This is a genomic window from Amycolatopsis sp. NPDC049159 (assembly GCF_040648295.1).
Lineage (GTDB): Bacteria > Actinomycetota > Actinomycetes > Mycobacteriales > Pseudonocardiaceae > Amycolatopsis > Amycolatopsis pretoriensis_A.
This window is the reverse complement of record NZ_JBEZDL010000022.1, coordinates 57434-75455: the sequence shown is the minus strand read 5'-3', so window position 1 is coordinate 75455 and position 18022 is coordinate 57434. Positions and strand designations below refer to the sequence as shown.

General features: G+C 72.5%; 18 protein-coding genes. 9 read left to right on the top strand and 9 right to left on the bottom strand.

What is annotated here, in order from left to right; all coding sequences use genetic code 11:
* Positions 1-29 precede the first annotated feature (29 nt).
* Genes AB0B33_RS35250 through AB0B33_RS35240 form a run of 3 tightly spaced genes read right to left on the bottom strand, consistent with a single transcriptional unit; the run spans position 30 to position 2140 of the window.
* Entirely contained in the window at positions 30-281 is a 252-nt protein-coding gene (locus tag AB0B33_RS35250; protein ID WP_360779934.1) for a hypothetical protein, read from the bottom strand.
* A gap of 51 nt (positions 282-332) precedes the next feature.
* Positions 333-1481: an ATP-binding protein gene (locus tag AB0B33_RS35245; protein ID WP_360779931.1), complete on the bottom strand. Its 1149-nt coding sequence runs from the start codon at positions 1479-1481 to the stop codon at positions 333-335.
* Positions 1478-2140: a response regulator transcription factor gene (locus AB0B33_RS35240; RefSeq protein WP_247017961.1), complete on the bottom strand. Its 663-nt coding sequence runs from the start codon at positions 2138-2140 to the stop codon at positions 1478-1480. Before AB0B33_RS35240 ends, AB0B33_RS35245 begins: the two co-directional genes overlap by 4 nt.
* Positions 2141-2253: 113 nt before the next feature.
* On the opposite strand from AB0B33_RS35240, the gene AB0B33_RS35235 reads away from it, so the two are divergent.
* From AB0B33_RS35235 to AB0B33_RS35210, 6 genes are all read left to right on the top strand, one after another.
* Positions 2254-2793: a hypothetical protein gene (locus tag AB0B33_RS35235; protein WP_247017963.1), complete on the top strand. Its 540-nt coding sequence runs from the start codon at positions 2254-2256 to the stop codon at positions 2791-2793.
* A complete protein-coding gene (locus AB0B33_RS35230) occupies positions 2790-3884 on the top strand; it encodes a peptidoglycan-binding protein (protein ID WP_360779927.1) in 1095 nt (364 codons plus the stop codon). Before AB0B33_RS35235 ends, AB0B33_RS35230 begins: the two co-directional genes overlap by 4 nt.
* Positions 3881-4567: an ABC transporter ATP-binding protein gene (locus tag AB0B33_RS35225; RefSeq protein ID WP_360779924.1), complete on the top strand. Its 687-nt coding sequence runs from the start codon at positions 3881-3883 to the stop codon at positions 4565-4567. Before AB0B33_RS35230 ends, AB0B33_RS35225 begins: the two co-directional genes overlap by 4 nt.
* Positions 4564-5769 carry an ABC transporter permease gene (locus tag AB0B33_RS35220; RefSeq protein WP_360779921.1) on the top strand — a complete coding sequence of 402 codons (1206 nt, stop codon included), beginning with the start codon at positions 4564-4566 and terminating at the stop codon, positions 5767-5769. Before AB0B33_RS35225 ends, AB0B33_RS35220 begins: the two co-directional genes overlap by 4 nt.
* 219 nt (positions 5770-5988) lie before the next feature.
* Positions 5989-7509, top strand: a complete 1521-nt coding sequence (locus AB0B33_RS35215) for an amidohydrolase family protein (RefSeq protein ID WP_360780237.1) — start codon at positions 5989-5991, stop codon at positions 7507-7509.
* Between the two features lie 48 nt (positions 7510-7557).
* Positions 7558-8778, top strand: a complete 1221-nt coding sequence (locus AB0B33_RS35210; protein ID WP_360779918.1) for a glycosyltransferase 87 family protein — start codon at positions 7558-7560, stop codon at positions 8776-8778.
* Here the strand turns inward: AB0B33_RS35210 and serC are convergent.
* On the bottom strand, positions 8771-9895 hold the full coding sequence (gene serC, locus AB0B33_RS35205) for a phosphoserine transaminase (RefSeq protein ID WP_360779915.1): 1125 nt from the start codon (positions 9893-9895) through the stop codon (positions 8771-8773). The two genes, AB0B33_RS35210 and serC, sit on opposite strands and share 8 nt — an antisense overlap.
* Positions 9896-9963: 68 nt before the next feature.
* On the opposite strand from serC, the gene AB0B33_RS35200 reads away from it, so the two are divergent.
* On the top strand, positions 9964-10650 hold the full coding sequence (locus AB0B33_RS35200; RefSeq protein WP_360779912.1) for a hypothetical protein: 687 nt from the start codon (positions 9964-9966) through the stop codon (positions 10648-10650).
* A gap of 11 nt (positions 10651-10661) precedes the next feature.
* A complete protein-coding gene (locus AB0B33_RS35195) occupies positions 10662-10979 on the top strand; it encodes a hypothetical protein (RefSeq protein WP_247017975.1) in 318 nt (105 codons plus the stop codon).
* Positions 10980-11026: 47 nt separating this feature from the next.
* Here AB0B33_RS35195 and AB0B33_RS35190 read toward each other — a convergent pair whose 3' ends face one another.
* From AB0B33_RS35190 to AB0B33_RS35170, 5 genes are all read right to left on the bottom strand, one after another.
* Entirely contained in the window at positions 11027-12367 is a 1341-nt protein-coding gene (locus AB0B33_RS35190; RefSeq protein WP_360779909.1) for a serine hydrolase domain-containing protein, read from the bottom strand.
* A 306-nt stretch (positions 12368-12673) separates the two neighbouring features.
* Complete coding sequence (locus AB0B33_RS35185; RefSeq protein ID WP_247017979.1) at positions 12674-13294, bottom strand: response regulator transcription factor; 621 nt, start codon at positions 13292-13294, stop codon at positions 12674-12676.
* Positions 13291-14448: a sensor histidine kinase gene (locus AB0B33_RS35180; protein WP_360780234.1), complete on the bottom strand. Its 1158-nt coding sequence runs from the start codon at positions 14446-14448 to the stop codon at positions 13291-13293. The genes AB0B33_RS35185 and AB0B33_RS35180 overlap by 4 nt, the downstream gene beginning before the upstream one ends.
* A complete protein-coding gene (locus AB0B33_RS35175) occupies positions 14445-15254 on the bottom strand; it encodes an ABC transporter permease (RefSeq protein ID WP_360779906.1) in 810 nt (269 codons plus the stop codon). The genes AB0B33_RS35180 and AB0B33_RS35175 overlap by 4 nt, the downstream gene beginning before the upstream one ends.
* Entirely contained in the window at positions 15251-16090 is an 840-nt protein-coding gene (locus AB0B33_RS35170; RefSeq protein WP_360779903.1) for an ABC transporter ATP-binding protein, read from the bottom strand. Before AB0B33_RS35170 ends, AB0B33_RS35175 begins: the two co-directional genes overlap by 4 nt.
* A 228-nt stretch (positions 16091-16318) precedes the next feature.
* On the opposite strand from AB0B33_RS35170, the gene AB0B33_RS35165 reads away from it, so the two are divergent.
* Positions 16319-18013 carry an SDR family oxidoreductase gene (locus AB0B33_RS35165; RefSeq protein WP_360780232.1) on the top strand — a complete coding sequence of 565 codons (1695 nt, stop codon included), beginning with the start codon at positions 16319-16321 and terminating at the stop codon, positions 18011-18013.
* The last annotated feature ends 9 nt before the right edge of the window (positions 18014-18022 follow it).

The following is an 18022-nucleotide window of genomic DNA, read 5'->3' as shown; positions in this document are numbered from 1 at the left end:
GGGGTTGCTGTGTGACACGCCGGACACGGTCAGTCACGATCGAGTGGATCAAGCCGACGTGGATCGGCGGCAGCCGGATGCGGGGGCGGTGGCGGCTCGCGGGATGTCATGAACGGGTCGTTCAGCGCGCCGGACGTCATGAACGGGTCGTTCATGACAGCAGGCGCGCCGCCGCGGGGGTGCTGGTCGGTCGGCTGGCCCCGCCGCCGGCTGGACCCCGCCGCCGGCGGTGGCGGCTCGCTGGATGTCATGAACGGGTCGTTCAGCGCGTCGGACGTCATGAACGACTCGTTCATGACGTCCGAGCCGGCCGGCCGCTCAGCCTCCACCACTCACGAGGGCGGCAACCGGACCGTCACCGTGAGGCCGCCGCGCCGGCCGGGCTGGGCCTCCGTGTAGCCCGCGTGGGCCTGGGCCACCGAGCGGACGATCGACAACCCCAGTCCCGCGTTGCGCGTGTCGCCCGTCCGCTCCGACCCCACCCGGCGGAACGGCTCGAACAACGTCGGCACGGCGTCGGGCGGCACCACCGGACCCGAGTTGCGCACCTCCAGGGCCGGGTCGCCGCGGACCTCGACGTACACCCAGCCGCCCGAAGCGTTGTACGTGATCGCGTTGACCATTAGGTTCGTCACCAGCCGTTCCAGCAGGACCGGGTCGCCCGCCACCACCCGGGGGCGCAGGCGCGTCTCCACCGTCACCCCCGCCGTCGACGCCTGGGCGGCCGTCGCCCGGACCACCGAAGCCACTACGGCGTCCAGCCGGACCGGTGCGCGCGCGTGGAGGCCGCGGTCGCTGCGGGCGAGGACCAGCAGGCCCTCGATCATCCGTTCGCTGCGCTCGTTCGTGTGGAGCAGGTGCGTGCCGAGCTTCCGCAGCTCCGGCGTCACCTCCGGGTCGGCCATCGCCACTTCGATCAGCGTCCGTTGCACGGCCAGCGGCGTCCGCAGCTCGTGCGACGCGTTCGCGACGAACCGCTTCTGGCTGTCGAACGACTCCGCGAGCCGGTCGAGCATGCCGTCGAACGTGTCCGCCAGCTCCTTCAGCTCGTCGGGCGGGCCCTCCAGGTTGATGCGGCGGTCGAGCTTGCCCGCCTCGAGCCGGCGCGCGGTCGAGGTGATGTCGTGCAGGGGCCGCAGCGCGCGCCCGGCCATCAGCCAGCCGAACAGCACCGCCAGCCCGGCCGTCGCCACCAGCGCGATCGCCGAGCCGACGAGCAACGTCGAGAGCGTCGAGGAGCGGTACTCGTCGAGTGAGCCGCTGAGCAGCCGCACGGCGACGCCTTCGGACGGCAAGGGTGTGCCGGCCGCGATGCCGTAGGTGGCGTCGGCCGAGCCGATCGTCGTCGACGCGACCCGGGTCGGGTCCGGCAGCGTGCTCTGCACCAGCAGGTAGTTGATCACCACGAGCACCAGCCCGGCGAGCAGGAACAGCGCGCCGTACCAGGCGGTGAGCTTCGCGCGGACCGAAAAGCCGTTCACGGCGTGCCGAACCGGTAGCCGGCACCGGGCACGGTCTCGATCACCGGCGGGTCGCCGAGCTTGCGCCGCAACGTCATCACCGCGACGCGCACCGCGTTCGTGAACGGGTCCGCGTGCTCGTCCCACGCCTTGTCCAGCAGGTCCTCGGCGCTGACCACCGTGCCTTCCGCGCGCATCAAGACCTCGAGCACGGCGAACTCCTTCGGCGAGAGCAGCAGGAACCGGCCGTCGCGGGCGGCCTGGTGGCGCGGCAGGTCGAGGACGACACCGCCGCGTTCCAGCACCGGCGGCAACGCGGGCCGCGCGCGCCGCGACAGCGCCTGGACCCGGGCGACCAGCTCGGCGAACGCGAACGGCTTCGTCAGGTAGTCGTCGGCGCCGAGGCCCAGCCCGGCCACCCGGTCGGTGACGTCGGCGGCCGCGGTCAGCATCAGCACCCGCGCCTCGCCGCCCGCACGGACCACCGCGGCGCAGACGTCGTCGCCGTGCACCAGCGGCAGGTCGCGGTCCAGCACCACGACGTCGTAGCCGTGCACGCCGACCCGTTCCAGGGCCTGCGCGCCGTCGTAGCAGACGTCGACGGCCATCGAAAACCGCCGCAGCCCCTCCGCGACCGAGTCGGCCAAGAGCCGCTCGTCCTCCACCACCAGCACCCGCACCCGCCCAGTCTGCGCAGGCAGACCATAAGGACCGCATAAGCGACGTCGCTTAGCGCGCCCGAATCCCCGGATTCGTAGACCTGGCACCCGACCGGAGAAGAAAGGAGCGAGCCATGCGGACACGGATCGTCGTCGCGGCGCTCGGGGCGGCGCTGCTGCTCGGGGGCTGCGGCGCCAAGGGAGACGACGGCGGCAAGGTCGCCTCGATTTCGACGCCGCCGAAGCCGGGCGGGCCCACTGCGGCTGACACCAGCGGAAAGAGCGACGAAGACAAGATGCGCGAGTTCGCCAAGTGCATGCGCGAGCACGGCGTCGACATGCCCGACCCCAAACCGGCCGGTGACGGCGGGGGCATGGCGATCACCCTGGGCGGGGACGGCGCCGACGCCTCGAAGATCGAAGCCGCGCAGAAGGCGTGCAAGCACCTCATGCCCAACGGCGGCGAGATGAAGCCGCCGAGCGCCGAGGAGCTCGACAAGATGCGCAAGGACGCCAAGTGCATGCGCGACCACGGCGTCGACATGCCCGACCCCGACCCGAGCGGCAAGGGGACGATGCGCGTCGGCGGGCCGGGCGACGACCCGAAGAAGTTCGAAGCGGCCGCGAAGGCGTGCGGCATGGGCATGAGCGTGAAGGCGGCGCCGGCGCGATGAGTCACGTGACCGAACTCAAGCCCCGCCGGCGCGGCCGGACCCGGTGGTTCGTCGCCGCCGCGGTCCTCGTCGTGGTGCTGGGCACCGGCTCCGTCGTGATCCTGACGCGGGTGTCGAGCGCGACGCCGGTGAAGGAAGCCGCGCCGCCGCCGGTGGAGACCGCCGAGGTCGTCAAGACCGACCTCAGCGAGGAAGAGGAAGCCGACGGCACGCTCGGCTACGGCGATGAGGACACCGTCCAGGGCCGCAAGCCCGGCACGATCACGTCGCTGCCCGCGGCCGGCGCCGAGATCACCCGCTGCCAGGCGGTGTACGGAGTGGACGCGAAGCCGGTGCCGCTGTTCTACGGCACGCTCCCCTTCTACCGCGACCTCGCCGCCGGCGCGGCCGACGGCGCCGACGTCAAGCAGCTGGAGGAGAACCTCAAGGCGTGCGGCTTCGGCGGGTTCGGCACACCGGACAAGAAGTTCACGTCGGCGACGGCGGCCGCGCTGAAGAAGTGGCAGAAGTCGCTCGGCTTGGAGCAGACCGGCGCGTTCGGCCAGGGCGACGTCGTGCTCGCGGCGGGTGAGGTCCGGGTGTCGTCGCTCGCCGCCAAGCCCGGCTCGCCGGCACAGGGCGAGGTGCTCAAGACGACCGGGACCGTCCGGTCGGTGCAGGTGAAGCTCGAGGCGGCCAAGCAGGACCTCGCGCAGCAGGGCGCGAAGGCGACCGTGACGATCAACGGGAAGCCGACGACGGGCACGATCACCGACGTCGGGCGCTCGGCGGTAGAGGGCAAGGACGCGGCGGGCAACAACGACGGCAAGCCCACGATCACCGTCACCGTCCGGCTCGACGACCCGGCTGCGGGCGGCCCCCTCGACTCCTCGCCGGCGAGCGTCCGGTTCACCAAGGACGTCCACCAGGGCGTGCTGGCGGTCCCGGTCGGCACCCTGCTCGCGCTCGCCGAAGGCGGGTACGCGGTCGAAGTCGACGAAAACGGCAAGCGCCGGCTGGTGGCTGTCCGAACCGGACTGTTCAGCGGCGGCAAGGTCGAGGTCACCGGCGACGGCCTGACCGCGGGCATGCGGGTGGTGACGACGTCGTGACGCCCGTGCTGCGCGTGCACGAGGCCACGCGCACCTACCCCGGCGGCGTCGCCGCGCTCGACGGCGTCTCGCTTTCCCTGGAGGACGGCGAAATGGTCGCGATCGTCGGGCCGTCCGGGTCCGGCAAGTCGACGCTGCTGCACCTGATGGGCACGCTCGACCGGCCCTCGTCCGGGCGGATCGAGCTGCACGGCCACGACGTCGCCGCGCTGCCGGACCGCAAGGTCTCCGCGCTGCGGTCGCGCTGGATCGGGTTCGTGTTCCAGCAGTTCTTCCTCGACGAAGGGATGAGTGCGGTGGACAACGTGTGCACCGGGCTGCTCTACGCCGGGGTGCCGCGACGGCGGCGGCGCGACCGGGCGCTCGCCGCGCTCGACCGCGTCAAGCTGGGGCACCGGGCGTGGCACCGCCCCGGCGAGCTGTCCGGCGGGGAGCGCCAGCGCGTCGCGATCGCGCGGGCGGTGGTCAACGAGCCGTCGATCCTGCTGGCCGACGAGCCGACCGGCAACCTCGACACCGGCACCGGCGCGTCCGTGCTCGGGCTGCTCGGCGAGCTTTCGGCGGAGGGCACCACGATCGTCGTGATCACCCACGACCGCGAGATCGCGGCCGGCATGCCGCGCCGGATCGAGCTGCTCGACGGGCGGCTGCGGCTGGACACCGGTCTGGTGGGTGCGCGATGACCCTCGTGACGCTGCCGGAACCGGCCCGGCTCAAGCCGCCGGACGTCGTCGCGCTGGGCGCGCACGGCATGCGCACGCGGCCGGTGCGCGCGGTGCTTTCCGCGCTGGGCATCGCGATCGGCGTCGCGGCGATGGTCGCGGTGCTGGCGATCCCGGCGTCCGGCGCGCAGGCGCTGCACGACCGGCTGGCCGCGCTGGGCACCAACCTGCTGACGGCCGGGCCGGGGCAGACGTTGTTCGGGGCCGACGCGACCCTGCCCGACGACGCCGTCCCGATGGCGAAGCGGATCGGGCCGGTGCAGGCGGTCAGCGGCACCGGGACGACGTCGGCGAACGTGCGCCGCAGCGACAAGATCGCGCCGAACGACTCCTCCGGGCTGGCCGTGTACGCGGCGCGGCCGGACCTGCTGGGCGTGCTCGGCGGCAAGGTCCGGACCGGCAGGTTCCTGGCGGCGGGCGACCAGGACTACCCGGTGGTGGTGCTGGGTTCGCAGGCCGCGGCCCGCCTCGGCATCGACCACGTCGACCCGGCCCGCCCGCCGCAGGTGCTGATCGGGACGCAGTGGTTCACCGTGGCCGGGATCCTCGCGCCGATGCCGCTCGCGCCGGAGATCGAGCGGTCGGCGCTGGTCGGCTGGGACGTCGCGAAGCGGCTGCTCGGCTTCGACGGCCACCCGTCCACGGTGTACGCCCGCGCCGAGGAGTCCCAAGTGGACAGTGTGCGGTCGGTGCTGGCCGCGACGCTGAACCCGCAGGCGCCCAACGAGGTCGAGGTGCGCCGCCCGTCGGACGCGCTCGCCGCGCAGAAGCTGACGGACACGACGTACAGCGCGCTGTTCCTCGGGCTCGGCGGGGTCGCGCTGCTCGTCGGCGGGGTCGGGGTGGCGAACACGATGGTGATCTCGGTGCTGGAACGACGGCGCGAGATCGGCCTCCGCCGCGCGCTCGGCGCGACGAAGCGGCAGGTCCGCGGCCAGTTCCTGGCCGAGTCAGTGCTGCTGTCCGGGCTGGGCGGGCTCGCGGGCGTGCTGGCCGGGGTGCTGGTGACCGCGGGGTACGCGCTGAGCCAGGGGTGGCCGGCGGTGCTGCCGGCCGGGGCGCTGGCCGGCGGGGTGGGGGTCGCGGCCCTGGTGGGGGCGGTCGCGGGCGCCTACCCGGCGATGCGGGCGGCCCGGCTGCCGCCCACGCAGGCGCTGGCCTGACCCGGGGTGCGGTGAACGACTCGTTCATGTCGCCGGACGACATGAACGAGTCGTTCACGGCGTCGGGTGGGGGCGGCTGGGGCGGGGGCCGGGCGATGACACGGACGCCGGGTAACGGGTTACTCGCCGGCCGGGATTCAGCACGTTGGAAGATTTCGCGCTCGATCGCGCCCGCGTTGAATGGGCACCGGGGTCGTGAGCGAAGGGTGGGTGGGCTTGGTGCGAGTCGAGGCGAACCGGCGGGACTTCCTGCGGTGGCTGGCCACGGCGGGCGCGGGTCTGGCCGCCGCCGGGATCGCACCCGCGGTGTTCGCGCGGGAGGCCGCCGCGGCCGGCACCGACGTCGTCGTGGTGACCGGGGCGACCGTCGTCGACGGCACCGACGGCCCGGCCCGCCCGAACTCCGCGGTCGTGCTGGTCGGGGACCGGATCGCCTGGGTCGGCCCGGCCGCCGAAGTGCCGCGCTGGGGCACCGCCCGGGTGATCGACGGCCGCGGCCGCTGGCTCGTGCCGGGGCTCTGGGACATGCACGCCCACGGCATCGAGATGGAAGAGCTGTGGCCGCCACTGTTCCTGGCCAACGGCGTCACCGGCATCCGTGAGATGCAGGGTTACGCCGAGAACCGCGCCACCCGCGACAAGATCGTCCGCGGTGAGCTGCTCGGCCCGCGGGTCGTGCTGGCCAGCGCGATCATCGACGGGCCGGTGTCCCTGCTCGGCCCGCCGATCACCCAGGTCGCGAACGCCCAGGAAGCGCGGGCGGCGGTCCGGACCGCCGCGGCGCAGGGCGCGGACTTCGTCAAGGTCTACTTCTACCTGCCGCGCGAGTGCTTCACCGCGATCGCCGACGAGTGCGACCGGCTCGGCCTGACCTTCGCCGGGCACTGGCCGTACCGGATGGGGCAGCTGGAGGCCGCCCGCTACGGGCAGCGCAGCTTCGAGCACTCCTTCGGACTGCCGATCGCGACCTCGAGCCGGCGCGACGAGTTCCTCGCCCGCCTCGACGCGAAGCCGTTCGACCCGAAGGCCCCGCGCGACTTCTTCAACCTCGCCCGCGAACTCGACCGGCAGGCCGCCCAGGCCTACGACCCGAAAACGGCCGAACGCCACTTCGCCGGGCTCAACGCGCTCGGCAGCTGGCTGACGCCCACGTTCGCGGTCAACCGCGTCATTTCGAAGCCCGCCGACACCTTCGCGCACGACCCGCGGCTCAAGTACGTCTCCCAGGACATCCGCGACTACTGGGCCGACCGGCTCACGCTCTTCACGCCGGTCACACCGGATCAGGTCGCCCAGCAGGAGGACTACTTCCAGGCGCAGCTGCGGCTGACCGGCGAGGCGTACCGCAACGGCGTCGGGCTCCTCGGCGGGACCGACTGCCAGAACCCGTACGTCTTCCCGGGCTTCAGCCTGCACGACGAGCTCGACCACCTCGTCGAGGCCGGGCTGACGCCGAAACGGGCGCTGCAGACCGTCACCCGCGACGCGGCCGCGTTCCTCGGCCGCTCGGCGAGCGTCGGGACGATCGGCCCCGGCAAGGCCGCCGACCTGGTGCTGCTGGACGCCGACCCGCTCGCCGACATCCGCGCGGTCCGGCGGATCGACACCGTCGTCACCGCCGGCCGCGTGCTCGACCGGGCCGCGCGCGCCCGGCTGCTCGCCGACGCCGAAGCCGCGGCGAACCGGCCGCCCTCGGCGAAGGCCAGGTCAGTGCGGTTGCCGGTGCGCGGCTGCTGCTGAGCGCCCGGTAATCTCGGCCGGTCGGAGACCGGGTTCGAGGGGGACGCGTTGACTGGGCGGAAACTGCTGTGGTCCCTCGCGGTGCTCGAGGTCGCCGCGGTCGTCCTGGTCCTCGTCCTGAAGCGGTTCGACGGCCTCGACCTGGAGGTTTACCTGGGCGGCGCCCAGGCGCTGGCCCAGCAGGGCACGCCGTACGACGCCTGGGTGCCGACCACGCACCAGATCCTGCTGCCGTTCACGTACACGCCGTTCGCCGCGGCGGTGTTCCTGCCCGGCACGCTGCTGCCGTTCGCGGTGACGATGAAGCTGGTCAGCATCGCGTCGATCCTCGCGACCGGCGTCGTCGCCTACCTCTACGTCGCGACGCTCAACGGCTCGCTCACCGACACGTCGAAGGTCAACGGCCGCGCGGTGGCCGCGCTGGTCGCGATCGGCGCGCAGCTCGCCGGCGCCCTGCTGGAGCCGGTGCGCTCGACGCTCGGCTTCGGGCAGATCAACGCGCTGCTCATGGTGCTGGTGGTGCTCGACGTGCTGCTGCCCGGCGAGCGGAAGCGGACGAAGGGCCTGCTGATCGGCGTGGCCGCGGCGATCAAGCTGACGCCGGCCGTCTTCGTCGTCTACTTCCTGTTCCGCCGCGACTTCAAGTCGGCCGCGCGGGTGGTCGGCGGCTTCCTCGCGGCCGGGGCGCTGCTGTGGCTGGTCCGGCCGTCGGCGTCGGTCACGTACTGGACGAAGCTCGTCTTCGACGCGGGCCGCATCGGCGGCGTCGACTACGTCGGCAACCAGTCGCTGCACGGCCTGACCGTGCGCGCCGGCCTGCCGGAGTCCGTGTGGGTGCTGGCCGCGGTGGCCGTGATGGCCCTGGTCGCGGTGATCATCGTGCGGGCCGCCGAGCCGGTGCTCGGGCTCACCGCCTGTGCGCTCGGCGGGCTGCTCGTCTCGCCGATCTCGTGGACCCACCACTGGACGTGGTGCGTGCCGATCCTCGTCCTCGCCGGGTGGTACGCGTGGCGCTTCGACCGGGCGGTCCGGTGGGTGGCGGCCGCGGTCGTCGTCGCGGGAGTGGCGTTGTTCATCGCCGGCCCGATGTGGTTCGCCCCACGGCCGGCGCCGTCCGCGACCTGGTGGCTCGCCACCGAGTCCTACGAACTGTTCGGCCTGCTTCTGCTGGCCCTGGCCGCGTTCGGCGCCCGCCGCCTGAGCACGCAGAAGGGGACCTCCGCCGCCGAAGTGGCGAAGGTCCCCTCCGCGGAACCCCGGGTCAGCTGAGCCGCTCGACCACGTACTCGATGCTCTGCGTGAGCTTCGTGACGTCGTCCGGGTCGATGGCCGGGAACAGGCCGACGCGCAGCTGGTTGCGGCCCAGCTTGCGGTACGGCTCGGTGTCGACGATCCCGTTGGCGCGCAGCACCTTCGCCACCGCGGCGGCGTCGACGTCGTCGCTGAAGTCGACCGTGCCGACGACCTGCGAGCGCAGGTCCGCGTCCTTGACGAACGGCGTGGTGTAGCTGGTCTTCTCGGCCCACTCGTACAGCCGCGACGACGAGTCCTTCGTGCGCGCGGTCGTCCACTCGAGGCCGCCCTGGCCGTTCATCCACTCGATCTGCTCGGCGAGCAGGAACAGCGTGGCCACGGCCGGGGTGTTGTACGTCTGGTCCTTGCGGGAGTTGTCCAGCGCGGTGGTCAGCGACAGGAACTCGGGGATCCAGCGGTCGCCGCCGCCGATCTCGCCGATGCGCTCGACCGCGGCCGGGGAGGCCAGCGCGATCCACAGCCCGCCGTCCGCGGCGAACGACTTCTGCGGCGCGAAGTAGTAGACGTCGAAGTCCTCGGCCTTGACCGGGAGGCCGCCGGCACCGGAGGTGGCGTCGATCGCGACCAGCGCGCCTTCGGAGCCTTCCGGACGGCGAACGGGGACGGCGACACCGGTCGACGTCTCGTTGTGCGCCCAGCCGACCAGGTCCGCGCCGGCTTCGTAGGCGATGTCCGGCGCGCTGCCGGCGTCGGCCTTGACGACGATCGGGTCGGCCAGGAACGGCGCGCCCCTGGTCACGGAGGCGAACTTCGAGGAGAACTCGCCGTAGGTGAAGTGCTGCGAGCGCTCGCGGACCAGGCCGAACGCGGCCGCGTCCCAGAACGCCGTGGTGCCGCCGTTGCCGAGGATCACTTCGTAGCCCTCGGGCAGCGAGAAGAGCTCGGACAGGCCGGCCCGGACACGCCCGACGAGGGACTTGACCGGCTTCTGCCGGTGCGACGTGCCGAGGTAGGTGGAGCCGGACTCCGCCAGTGCGCTCAGCTGCTCGGCGCGGACCTTCGACGGTCCGCAGCCGAAGCGGCCGTCGGCCGGCTTGAGGTCTGCGGGGATGGTCAACTCAGCGTCGGTCATGTGGCCAGTCTCTCAGGTCGGGATGCAGCAGCTAACACAGGTGGCCAGGTGTCCGACATGTGGAATCGATGAAGCCTCGTTGGTACTTTTTCGCCTGGTTCGCGGTGGTGGCCGCGGTGCACCTCCTCGTCGAGGGGTGGACCGGCACCACCGCCATCGGCCTGCCCGTCGGGTTCGCGGCGACGCTGGCGCTGGTCTTCGTCCGGCGGCTGCCGTGGTGGGTGACCGGCGAGGAACGCCCGAGCCGTCGGGTCCGCTTGCGCCGTCGCTCCCGGGTCCGGTGGCGGCTCGCTGCCCGGACCGCGGCGGTCTGGACGGCCGCCGTCTTCGCCGTCGGCGCCGAAGCGGCGGCCATCGTCTTCGACGGCGGCTGGCTGCCGATGCTGGTGCCGGTCCCGGGCCTGCTGGTCGTGCTGGGCCTGGCCGGGTGGCGGTCCGAACTCGCCGAGATCGCGCGGTGCCTGGACGGCCGCTGGACGGAGGTCGCCGCCGCGGCGTTCGACGTGCGTCCGGGCGAGCCGGTCGACGGCTGGGCCGTGCTGCCCGGTGCCCACCGGATCAAGTTCCACCTGGCCGCGGCCCCGGCCGACGTCGCCGCCGAGCTGGCCGGCCGTCGCCGGGTGTGGCTGGCCGGGTGGCCTTCGGAGCACCTCGTCATCGGCCTTCCGGACGGGGACGGTTACGCCGTCGGCGAGCTCGGCGTCCACCGCCGTGACCGGAAAAACACGGTGCCCGCGGATCGCTCGGCCCGGTAGGTTGGCCCGCCATGACGACAGTGCAGCAGAGTTTCCCGGTGCCGCCGCAGGTGCTGTGGAACGCGCTCCCCGCCGGGGTCACGGCGATCGGCGGGCAGGGCCCGTTCTACGACGCCCAGCGCGGCTATGTCACCTGCCGCACCGGGATGACCTTCCTCAGCTGGGGTCAGGTCGTCACCGCGATGGTTTCGCCGGCGGCGCAGGGTTCGACGATCACCGTGCAGACCCAGCTGAAGTTCGGGGTGTTCGACTGGGGCGAAGGCAAGCGCATCGCCACCCGGTTCGCCGTGTCCGTCGCCTACGCGGCGGGCACGGCCGCACTGACCTGAGGGCCCCGCTCACCACCGCGCTGGGGGTGTGAGCGGGGCCCGGCCGGTCAGCGCCAGTCCTCGACGCCGCCCGGGACCGGTGCGGCGGGGTCGTACGGCGTGCGCGTGAAGATGAAGGTCGCCAGGTCGAGGTGGGTGGCCACGCCGTCGGCGCCGCGGCCCACTTCGAGCGTCTCGCCGGAGTAGTAGCCGTCGAGACCGACGTAGGTGTCCTTCCCGGTCGCGCGGAAGCGCGAGCTGCGCCCGGCGCCCTCGACCGGCGCCAGCAGGAGCACGCCCTCGGGCTGCATGCGCAGGTGGTACGGCGTCGGGCCCCAGTGCCAGAGCCCGGTCAGCGCAAGCAGCTCCGGGTCGACGGCGGTGGGCTCCCACTCGACGGGCAGGCGCGGCTCCCGCTCGTCGGTCATCGTGATGAGGTCCAGGCAGAGCTGGGTGATGCCGACGCCGGACGTCGAGTTGGTGAGCACCAGCGCGCCGGTCTGCGCGACCGGGTCGACCAGCGTGACGGCGAGGAAGCCGGGCATCGAGCCGGTGTGCCCGGCCAGCCGCCGGCCGCCGTAGCGCACGAGCATCAGGCCGAGCCCGAACCCGGTCGTCCAGACGTCGGTGTCGTCGACGGTGACCATGGTCCGCATTTCCTCGATGGTCTCCGGCGCCAGTACGCCGCCGCCGTGCCCGCCGAGGAACGCCGTCCAGCGCCCGAGGTCGGTCGCGGTGGACCACAGCTGCCCGGCGGGGGCCATCGCGCCGGCGTCCGGGCTCGGCTCGGGCAGCAGGATGTCGGCGAAGGGGTGCACGGCGAAGCCTTCGGCGTGCGCGCCGGTCGGGTGCGGCGTGGTGCGGGTCATCCCGAGCGGGCCGAGCACCTCCTCGTCGAGCACGGAGAGCCAGCCCTTGCCGCGGTGGCGCGAGACGAGCTCGCCGAGCACGCCGTAGCCGACGTTGGAGTAGTGGAACTTCGCGCCCGGCCGGTGCTTGGTGGCGCCCTCGGCGAGACTGCCGACGAGCGCGTCCCAGTCGGCGCCCGGCGTCCGCTCCCACCAGAGTCCCGGCGACTCGGACGTCAGCCCGGAGGTGTGCGACAGCAGCTGCGCGACGGTGGCGGCGCCGAACGGCGTGCCGGGGACGTGCTTTTCGAGCGGGTCGTTGAGGTCGAGCAGCCCTTCGTCGCGCAGGCGCATGACGGCGGTGGCGACGAGGGTCTTGGTGATCGAGCCCAGCCGGTACTGGGTGTCGGTCCCGGGCCGCGAGCCCCCGACCCGCCCGCGGCCACCGGACCAGACGATTTCGCCGTCCCGCACAACAGCGGCAACCAGCGACGGCGCCCGGCAGGCCGCCTGCTCGTGGGCGATCCGGCGGAGCAGGGCGTGTTCGGTCGACTCAAGCATGAGGGCATTCTGCCGCGCGGCGGCGGGGGAAGCAGGGCCCGGGGTTCAGCCGAGCGGGGTCGCGGTGGCCCGGGCCGGCTGGGCGGGTCGCGGCGCTGGGCGAGGTGCGGCGGGGTGGCGGCGTGCCGAGGTCAGCCCAGCGGGTCGCGGGCTGTGGTGGCGCGGGGCCGGTCCGGTGGGTTCCCACGCATGGCGGGTTGGGGTTGCGGCGCTGGGGCGAGGCTGGGGAAGCAGGTTCCGGGGTTCAGCCGAGTGGGGTGGCGGTGGCCCAGGCCGATGGGTTCCCCCGCATCGCGGGCCCGGGGTTCAGCCGAGCAGGTTCCTCGACATCGCCGTCGTCACCGCGGCCGTGCGGTCCGACACGCCGAGCTTGCCGAACACCCGCAGCAGGTGCGTCTTCACCGTCGCCTCGCTGATGTGCAGCGCGCGGCCGATGTCGGCGTTCGTGCCGCCCTTCGCGACCAGGTGCAGCACCTCCACTTCGCGCGCCGAAAGCGGTTGCGGCTCCGGGTTGCGCACCCGGTTGACGAGCTTGCCCGCCACCGAAGGCGCCAGCACCGTCTCGCCGCGGGCGGCCGCGCGGATCGCGTTCGCCAGTTCCGTGCGGGACGCGTCCTTCAGCAGGTAGCCGGACGCGCCCGCCTCGACCGCGCGCAGGATGTCGGCGTCCGTTTCGTACGTCGTGAGCACCACGATCCGCCTGGCCGGCTGCTCGCGCAGGATCCGCCGGGTCGCGCCGACGCCGTCGAGGCCCGGCATGCGCAGGTCCATCAGCACGACGTCGGGTTCGGTGACGCGGTCGAGCGCGACGGCTTCGTCGCCGGAGCCCGCTTCGCCGACCACCGTCAGGTCGGGCTCGGCTTCGAGCATGCCGCGGAGGCCTTCGCGGACGACCGGGTGGTCGTCGACCAGCATGACGCGGATCAAGCGGGCACCTCCAAGGTGAGTTCGGTGCCGCTGGGGCCGCTCCGGACGCTCAGTCTGCCACCGACCTGCTCCGCCCGGGAGCGCATGCCCCGCAGGCCGAACCCTTCGGCGCGGTCCGGGTCGAAGCCGGCGCCGTCGTCGCGGACGGACAGCCGGACGGCATCGTCCACAACGGACAGCGTGACCGACACCGCGGACGCCGCCGCGTGCCGCCGGACGTTGTTGAGCGCTTCCTGCGCGCCCCGCAGCAGGACGACCTCGCCGGCCATGGGCAGCGCGGGAAGCGCACTGTCCACTTCGTACCGGACGGACAGCCCCGCCTCGTCCGCCAGCCGGTCGGCCTGCCGCCGGACGGCGTCGACGAGCGAGCCCGACGTGAGGTCGGCCGGGGCCAGCGCGGCGACCATCGCGCGGGCCTCGGTGAGGTTGTCGCGCGCGGTCCGGGTGGCCAGCTCGGCGTGCCGCCGCGCCGCGACCGGGTCGGTGTCCACTTCGGACTCGATGGCCTGGGCGAGGGTGACGATGCTGGTGAACCCCTGGGCGAGGGTGTCGTGGATTTCCCGTGCGAGGCGCTCGCGTTCGGCGGCCGTGCCCGCCTCCCGGGAGAGGCGGGCGACCTCGGCCTGGCTCGCTTCCAGCTGCGCGATCAGGTCCGCCCGCGCCCGGCTTTCCTCGATGACGTGCAGGATGAACTTGCCGGACAGGATCCCGAACACGATCAGGATCGCGGTCATCGGCAGCAGGATGTGCAACGTCGGCCCGGCCAGCCCGTCGTTGATGACCGCCGACGCCGGGCTCAGCAGGATCGCGAACGTCGTCAGCGCCGCGGCCGGCCGGAACTCGAGCGTCGAGAACAGCAGCGGGCACACCATGAACAGGATGAAGCTGGTCGTCGTGTTGGCGAACATCGCGACCGCGACCAGCACCAGGACCACGAGCGCCAGCGCCCACCGCTGCCGGACGTGCCCTTCGTCGCGGACGACCCCGCGGCCCCACAGCAGGTAGGTCAGCGCGAGCGCGGTGAGCGCCCCGACCGCGACGGCGGTGCGCACCGGATCGGCTTCGTCCAGCACCACCAGCACCGTCGTGGCCAGGTACGCCACCGCGAAGAGGATTTCCCAGAGCCAGTTGAACCGGTCCCAGGCGTCCTTCACTTCGCGTCGGTCCACCGGAACGTCAGCCGCGCCAGCACCGCGCCCACCACGCACCAGATCCCCAGCACCAGCGCCACCCGCGGCAGCTCCCATGACCCGGCCATCTCCATCCGCACCGCGGCGTCCGGCAGGAACACCGACCGGAAGCCCTGGCAAATCCACTTGAGGGGGAAGAACGAAGCGATGTCCACCATAACTTTCGGCAGGTTGGTGATCGGCGAGACGAACACCCCCGAGATGAACTGCAGCACCAGGTACAGCATCTGCACGATGGCGACCGCGCCGTTGGTGGACTTGGCGAGCGCGCTGATCGCGATCCCGAGCAGCGTGCAGGAGACGATGCCGAGCGCGAACACCCACAGCAGAGTCAGCCACTTCGCCGGGTCGGACGGCAGTTCGAGCCCGAAGAGCAGCACCGCGACGCCGGCCATCAGCACGGTCTGGGCCAGGCTGGACACCGCGACCAGCACCACCTTGCCGATGAAGTAGGACGCGGGCGGCATCGGCGTGCCGCGCAGGCGCTTGAGCGCGCCGGATTCGCGGTCGCCGGAGACGCCGGTCGCGATGCTGTTGAACGACGTCGAGACGATGCCGGAGCCGATCATCCCGGCCGCGAGCAGCTGCCCGGACGTGACGCCTTCGAGCGCGGTCGGACCGTCCAGGATGGACCCGAGCAGGATCATCAGCACCGCGGGCAGGGAGAAGGTGAAGACCACCTGTTCCTTGTGGCGGAAGAACTGCCGCAGCTCGGTGCCGCCTCGGGCCAGCCCGAGCGTGAGCGGGCCGGGGAGTACGAGCGTGGTCATGCCTTTTCTCCGATCAGGTCCAGGTAGACGTCCTCCAGGCTGGGCCTGGTCACGGTGAGGCCGGCGAGCTCCCTACCCCCAGCAGAGAGCTCGGTCACGAGTTTCGTCGGGTACGCGGTGCGCTCGACGTGCTCACCGCGTTCGTCCACCCACCGCACGGTCGCCTCGGCGGCGGCCCGGCCCCCGAGGTCGCGCGGCGTGTCCTGCGCGACGATCTCGCCGCGCGCGATCACGGCGACGCGGTCGGCGAGCGCCTCGGCCTCGTCGAGGTAGTGGGTGGTGAGCAGGATCGTGGTGCCTTCGACGGCGAGGTCGCTGATCAGCGCCCAGAACTGGCGCCGCGCCTCGGGGTCGAAGCCGGTGGTCGGCTCGTCGAGGAAGAGCAGTTCGGGGCGCCCGACGATGCCGAGCGCGACGTCGACACGACGCCGCTGGCCGCCGGAGAGCGACTTGACCCGGGCGCCCGCCTTCGCGGTGAGCCCGACCTTGTCGATGACCTCGTCGGGGTCGCGCGGGTCCGGGTAGTACTTCGCGAAGTGCCGGACGGTCTCGGCGACGGTCAGCTCGGCGGCGTCGGTCGCGGTCTGCAGGACGACGCCGATGCGGGCCCGCCAGGCGCGGCCGGCCTTGCCGGGGTCCTCCCCGAGCACGGTGACCTCGCCGTCGGTGCGCCGGCGGTGGCCTTCGAGGATCTCGACGGTGGTGGTCTTCCCGGCACCGTTCGGCCCGAGCAGGGAGAACACCTCGCCCTGGGCGATGTCCAGGTCCAGCCCGGCCACGGCCAGGTGACCGGGGTACTGCTTGCGCAGGCCGCGCACGCTCACTGCTGTGGTCATGGCTCCAGCTTGGCTGCCCGGGGGCTTGATCGTGAGCAACGCTCAGCTGAATCCGGCTGTCCACCGTTCGGTGGACAAGGGTGTCCACCGGACCGCTTGGTTCCACGGGAAACCACGAAAACGCTGTCATACAAGCAAAAAACCGAACTTCCGGTCACGCGTAACCGCCGCGCGGGTGAACGCTGCTGTTGACAGGTTGTCTAACATGACAGAATGTCTCACAAGTGGGTGACCGCCAGCGACGGTGTCCGCCTCTCGGTCCACGTCGACGGCCGCGAAGACGGGCCCACGGTCGTGCTCGTGCACGGCTACCCGGACAACAGCTCGATGTGGGGCGGGGTGGCCGCCTCGCTCGGGGTGAAGCACCGCGTCGTCACCTACGACGTGCGCGGGGCCGGACAGTCGGACAAGCCGTCCGGACGCTCGTCCTACCGGCTGGACCAGCTGGCCGACGACCTGCGCGCGGTCGTCGAAGCGGTGCAGCCGGCCGGCAAGGTGCACCTGGTCGCCCACGACTGGGGCTCGATCCAGACGTGGCACGCCGTCACCGGTGACGGGCTGCGCGGCCGGATCGCGTCCTACACGTCGATCTCCGGGCCGAGCCTCGACCACGCGGGCGCCTGGTTCCGCGCGCAGCTCTCGCGGCCGACGCCGAAGCGACTGAAGAACGCGCTGAGCCAGTTCCTGCACTCGTGGTACATCCTCGCGTTCCAGTTCCCGCTCATCCCGGACCTGCTGTGGCGGACCGGCCTGCTGGGCAAGCAGATCCAGCGGATGGAACCGGACGCGGCGCCGCCGGAGAAGTCCGACGGGCTGCACGGGCTCGAGCTCTACCGCGCCAACATGTTCACCCGCCTTTCGCGACCGGCCCCGAAGCCCGCCGACGTCCCCGTGCAGGTGCTCGCCCCGACCGGCGACGCCTACGTCACGACGCCGCTGCAGACCGAGGTCGTCCGCTGGGTGCCGGACCTGCGGATCCGCCGGGTCGTCGGGACGCACTGGGTCACCCGCGCCAAGCCCGAGGTGGTCGCCCGGGCCGCCGCCGAGCTGATCGAGTACGCCGAGACCGGCGCCGAAAGCCGCGCGCTGCGCCAGGCGCGCGTGGGGGCCGGCCGGTTCGAGCACAAGCTGGTCGTCGTCACCGGCGCCGGCAGCGGCATCGGCCGGGCCACCGCGCTCGCCTTCGCCGCCGAGGGCGCCGACGTCGTCATCACCGACATCGATCCCGCCGCAGCCGCGGAAACCCTTAAGCTGCTGGAAGACCACGGCGTCGCCGAGTACACAGTGGACTCTTCGGACGGTCCCGCCGTGCACCGCTTCGCGCAGGACGTCCGGGAGAACCACGGTGTGCCGGACATCGTGGTCAACAACGCCGGCATCGGGATGTCCGGCCCGTTCCTCGACACGACCGTCGAGGACTGGGAGCGCGTCATCGACGTGAACCTGTGGGGCGTGATCCACGGCTGCCGCGCGTTCGCGCCGATGCTCGCCGAGCGCGCGGAAGGCGGTCAGATCGTCAACCTCGCCTCCGCGGCCGCCTACCTGCCGTCGAAGATCCTGACCGCGTACGCCACGACGAAGTCCGCCGTGCTGGCGTTGAGCGTCGGCCTGCGCGCCGAGCTGGCCGCGCACCACATCGGCGTCACGGCGGTGTGCCCCGGCATCGTGAAGACGAACATCACGAACACGACGACGTTCGTCGGGGTGTCCGACGAGGAGCAACGACGGCGTCAGCAGGCCAGCTCGAAGCTTTACGCGCGAAGGGGTTTCGGGCCCGAGGGGGTCGCCAAGGACATCCTGCGGGCCGTCGAGAAGGACACCGCGATCGCACCGTCCACACCGGAGGCGAAGGTGGCCTTGGTCCTTTCGCGGCTGACGCCCGGACTGCTGCGCGCGGCGGCGAAGCTGGACATGACGCCGTGAGCCGCCCGC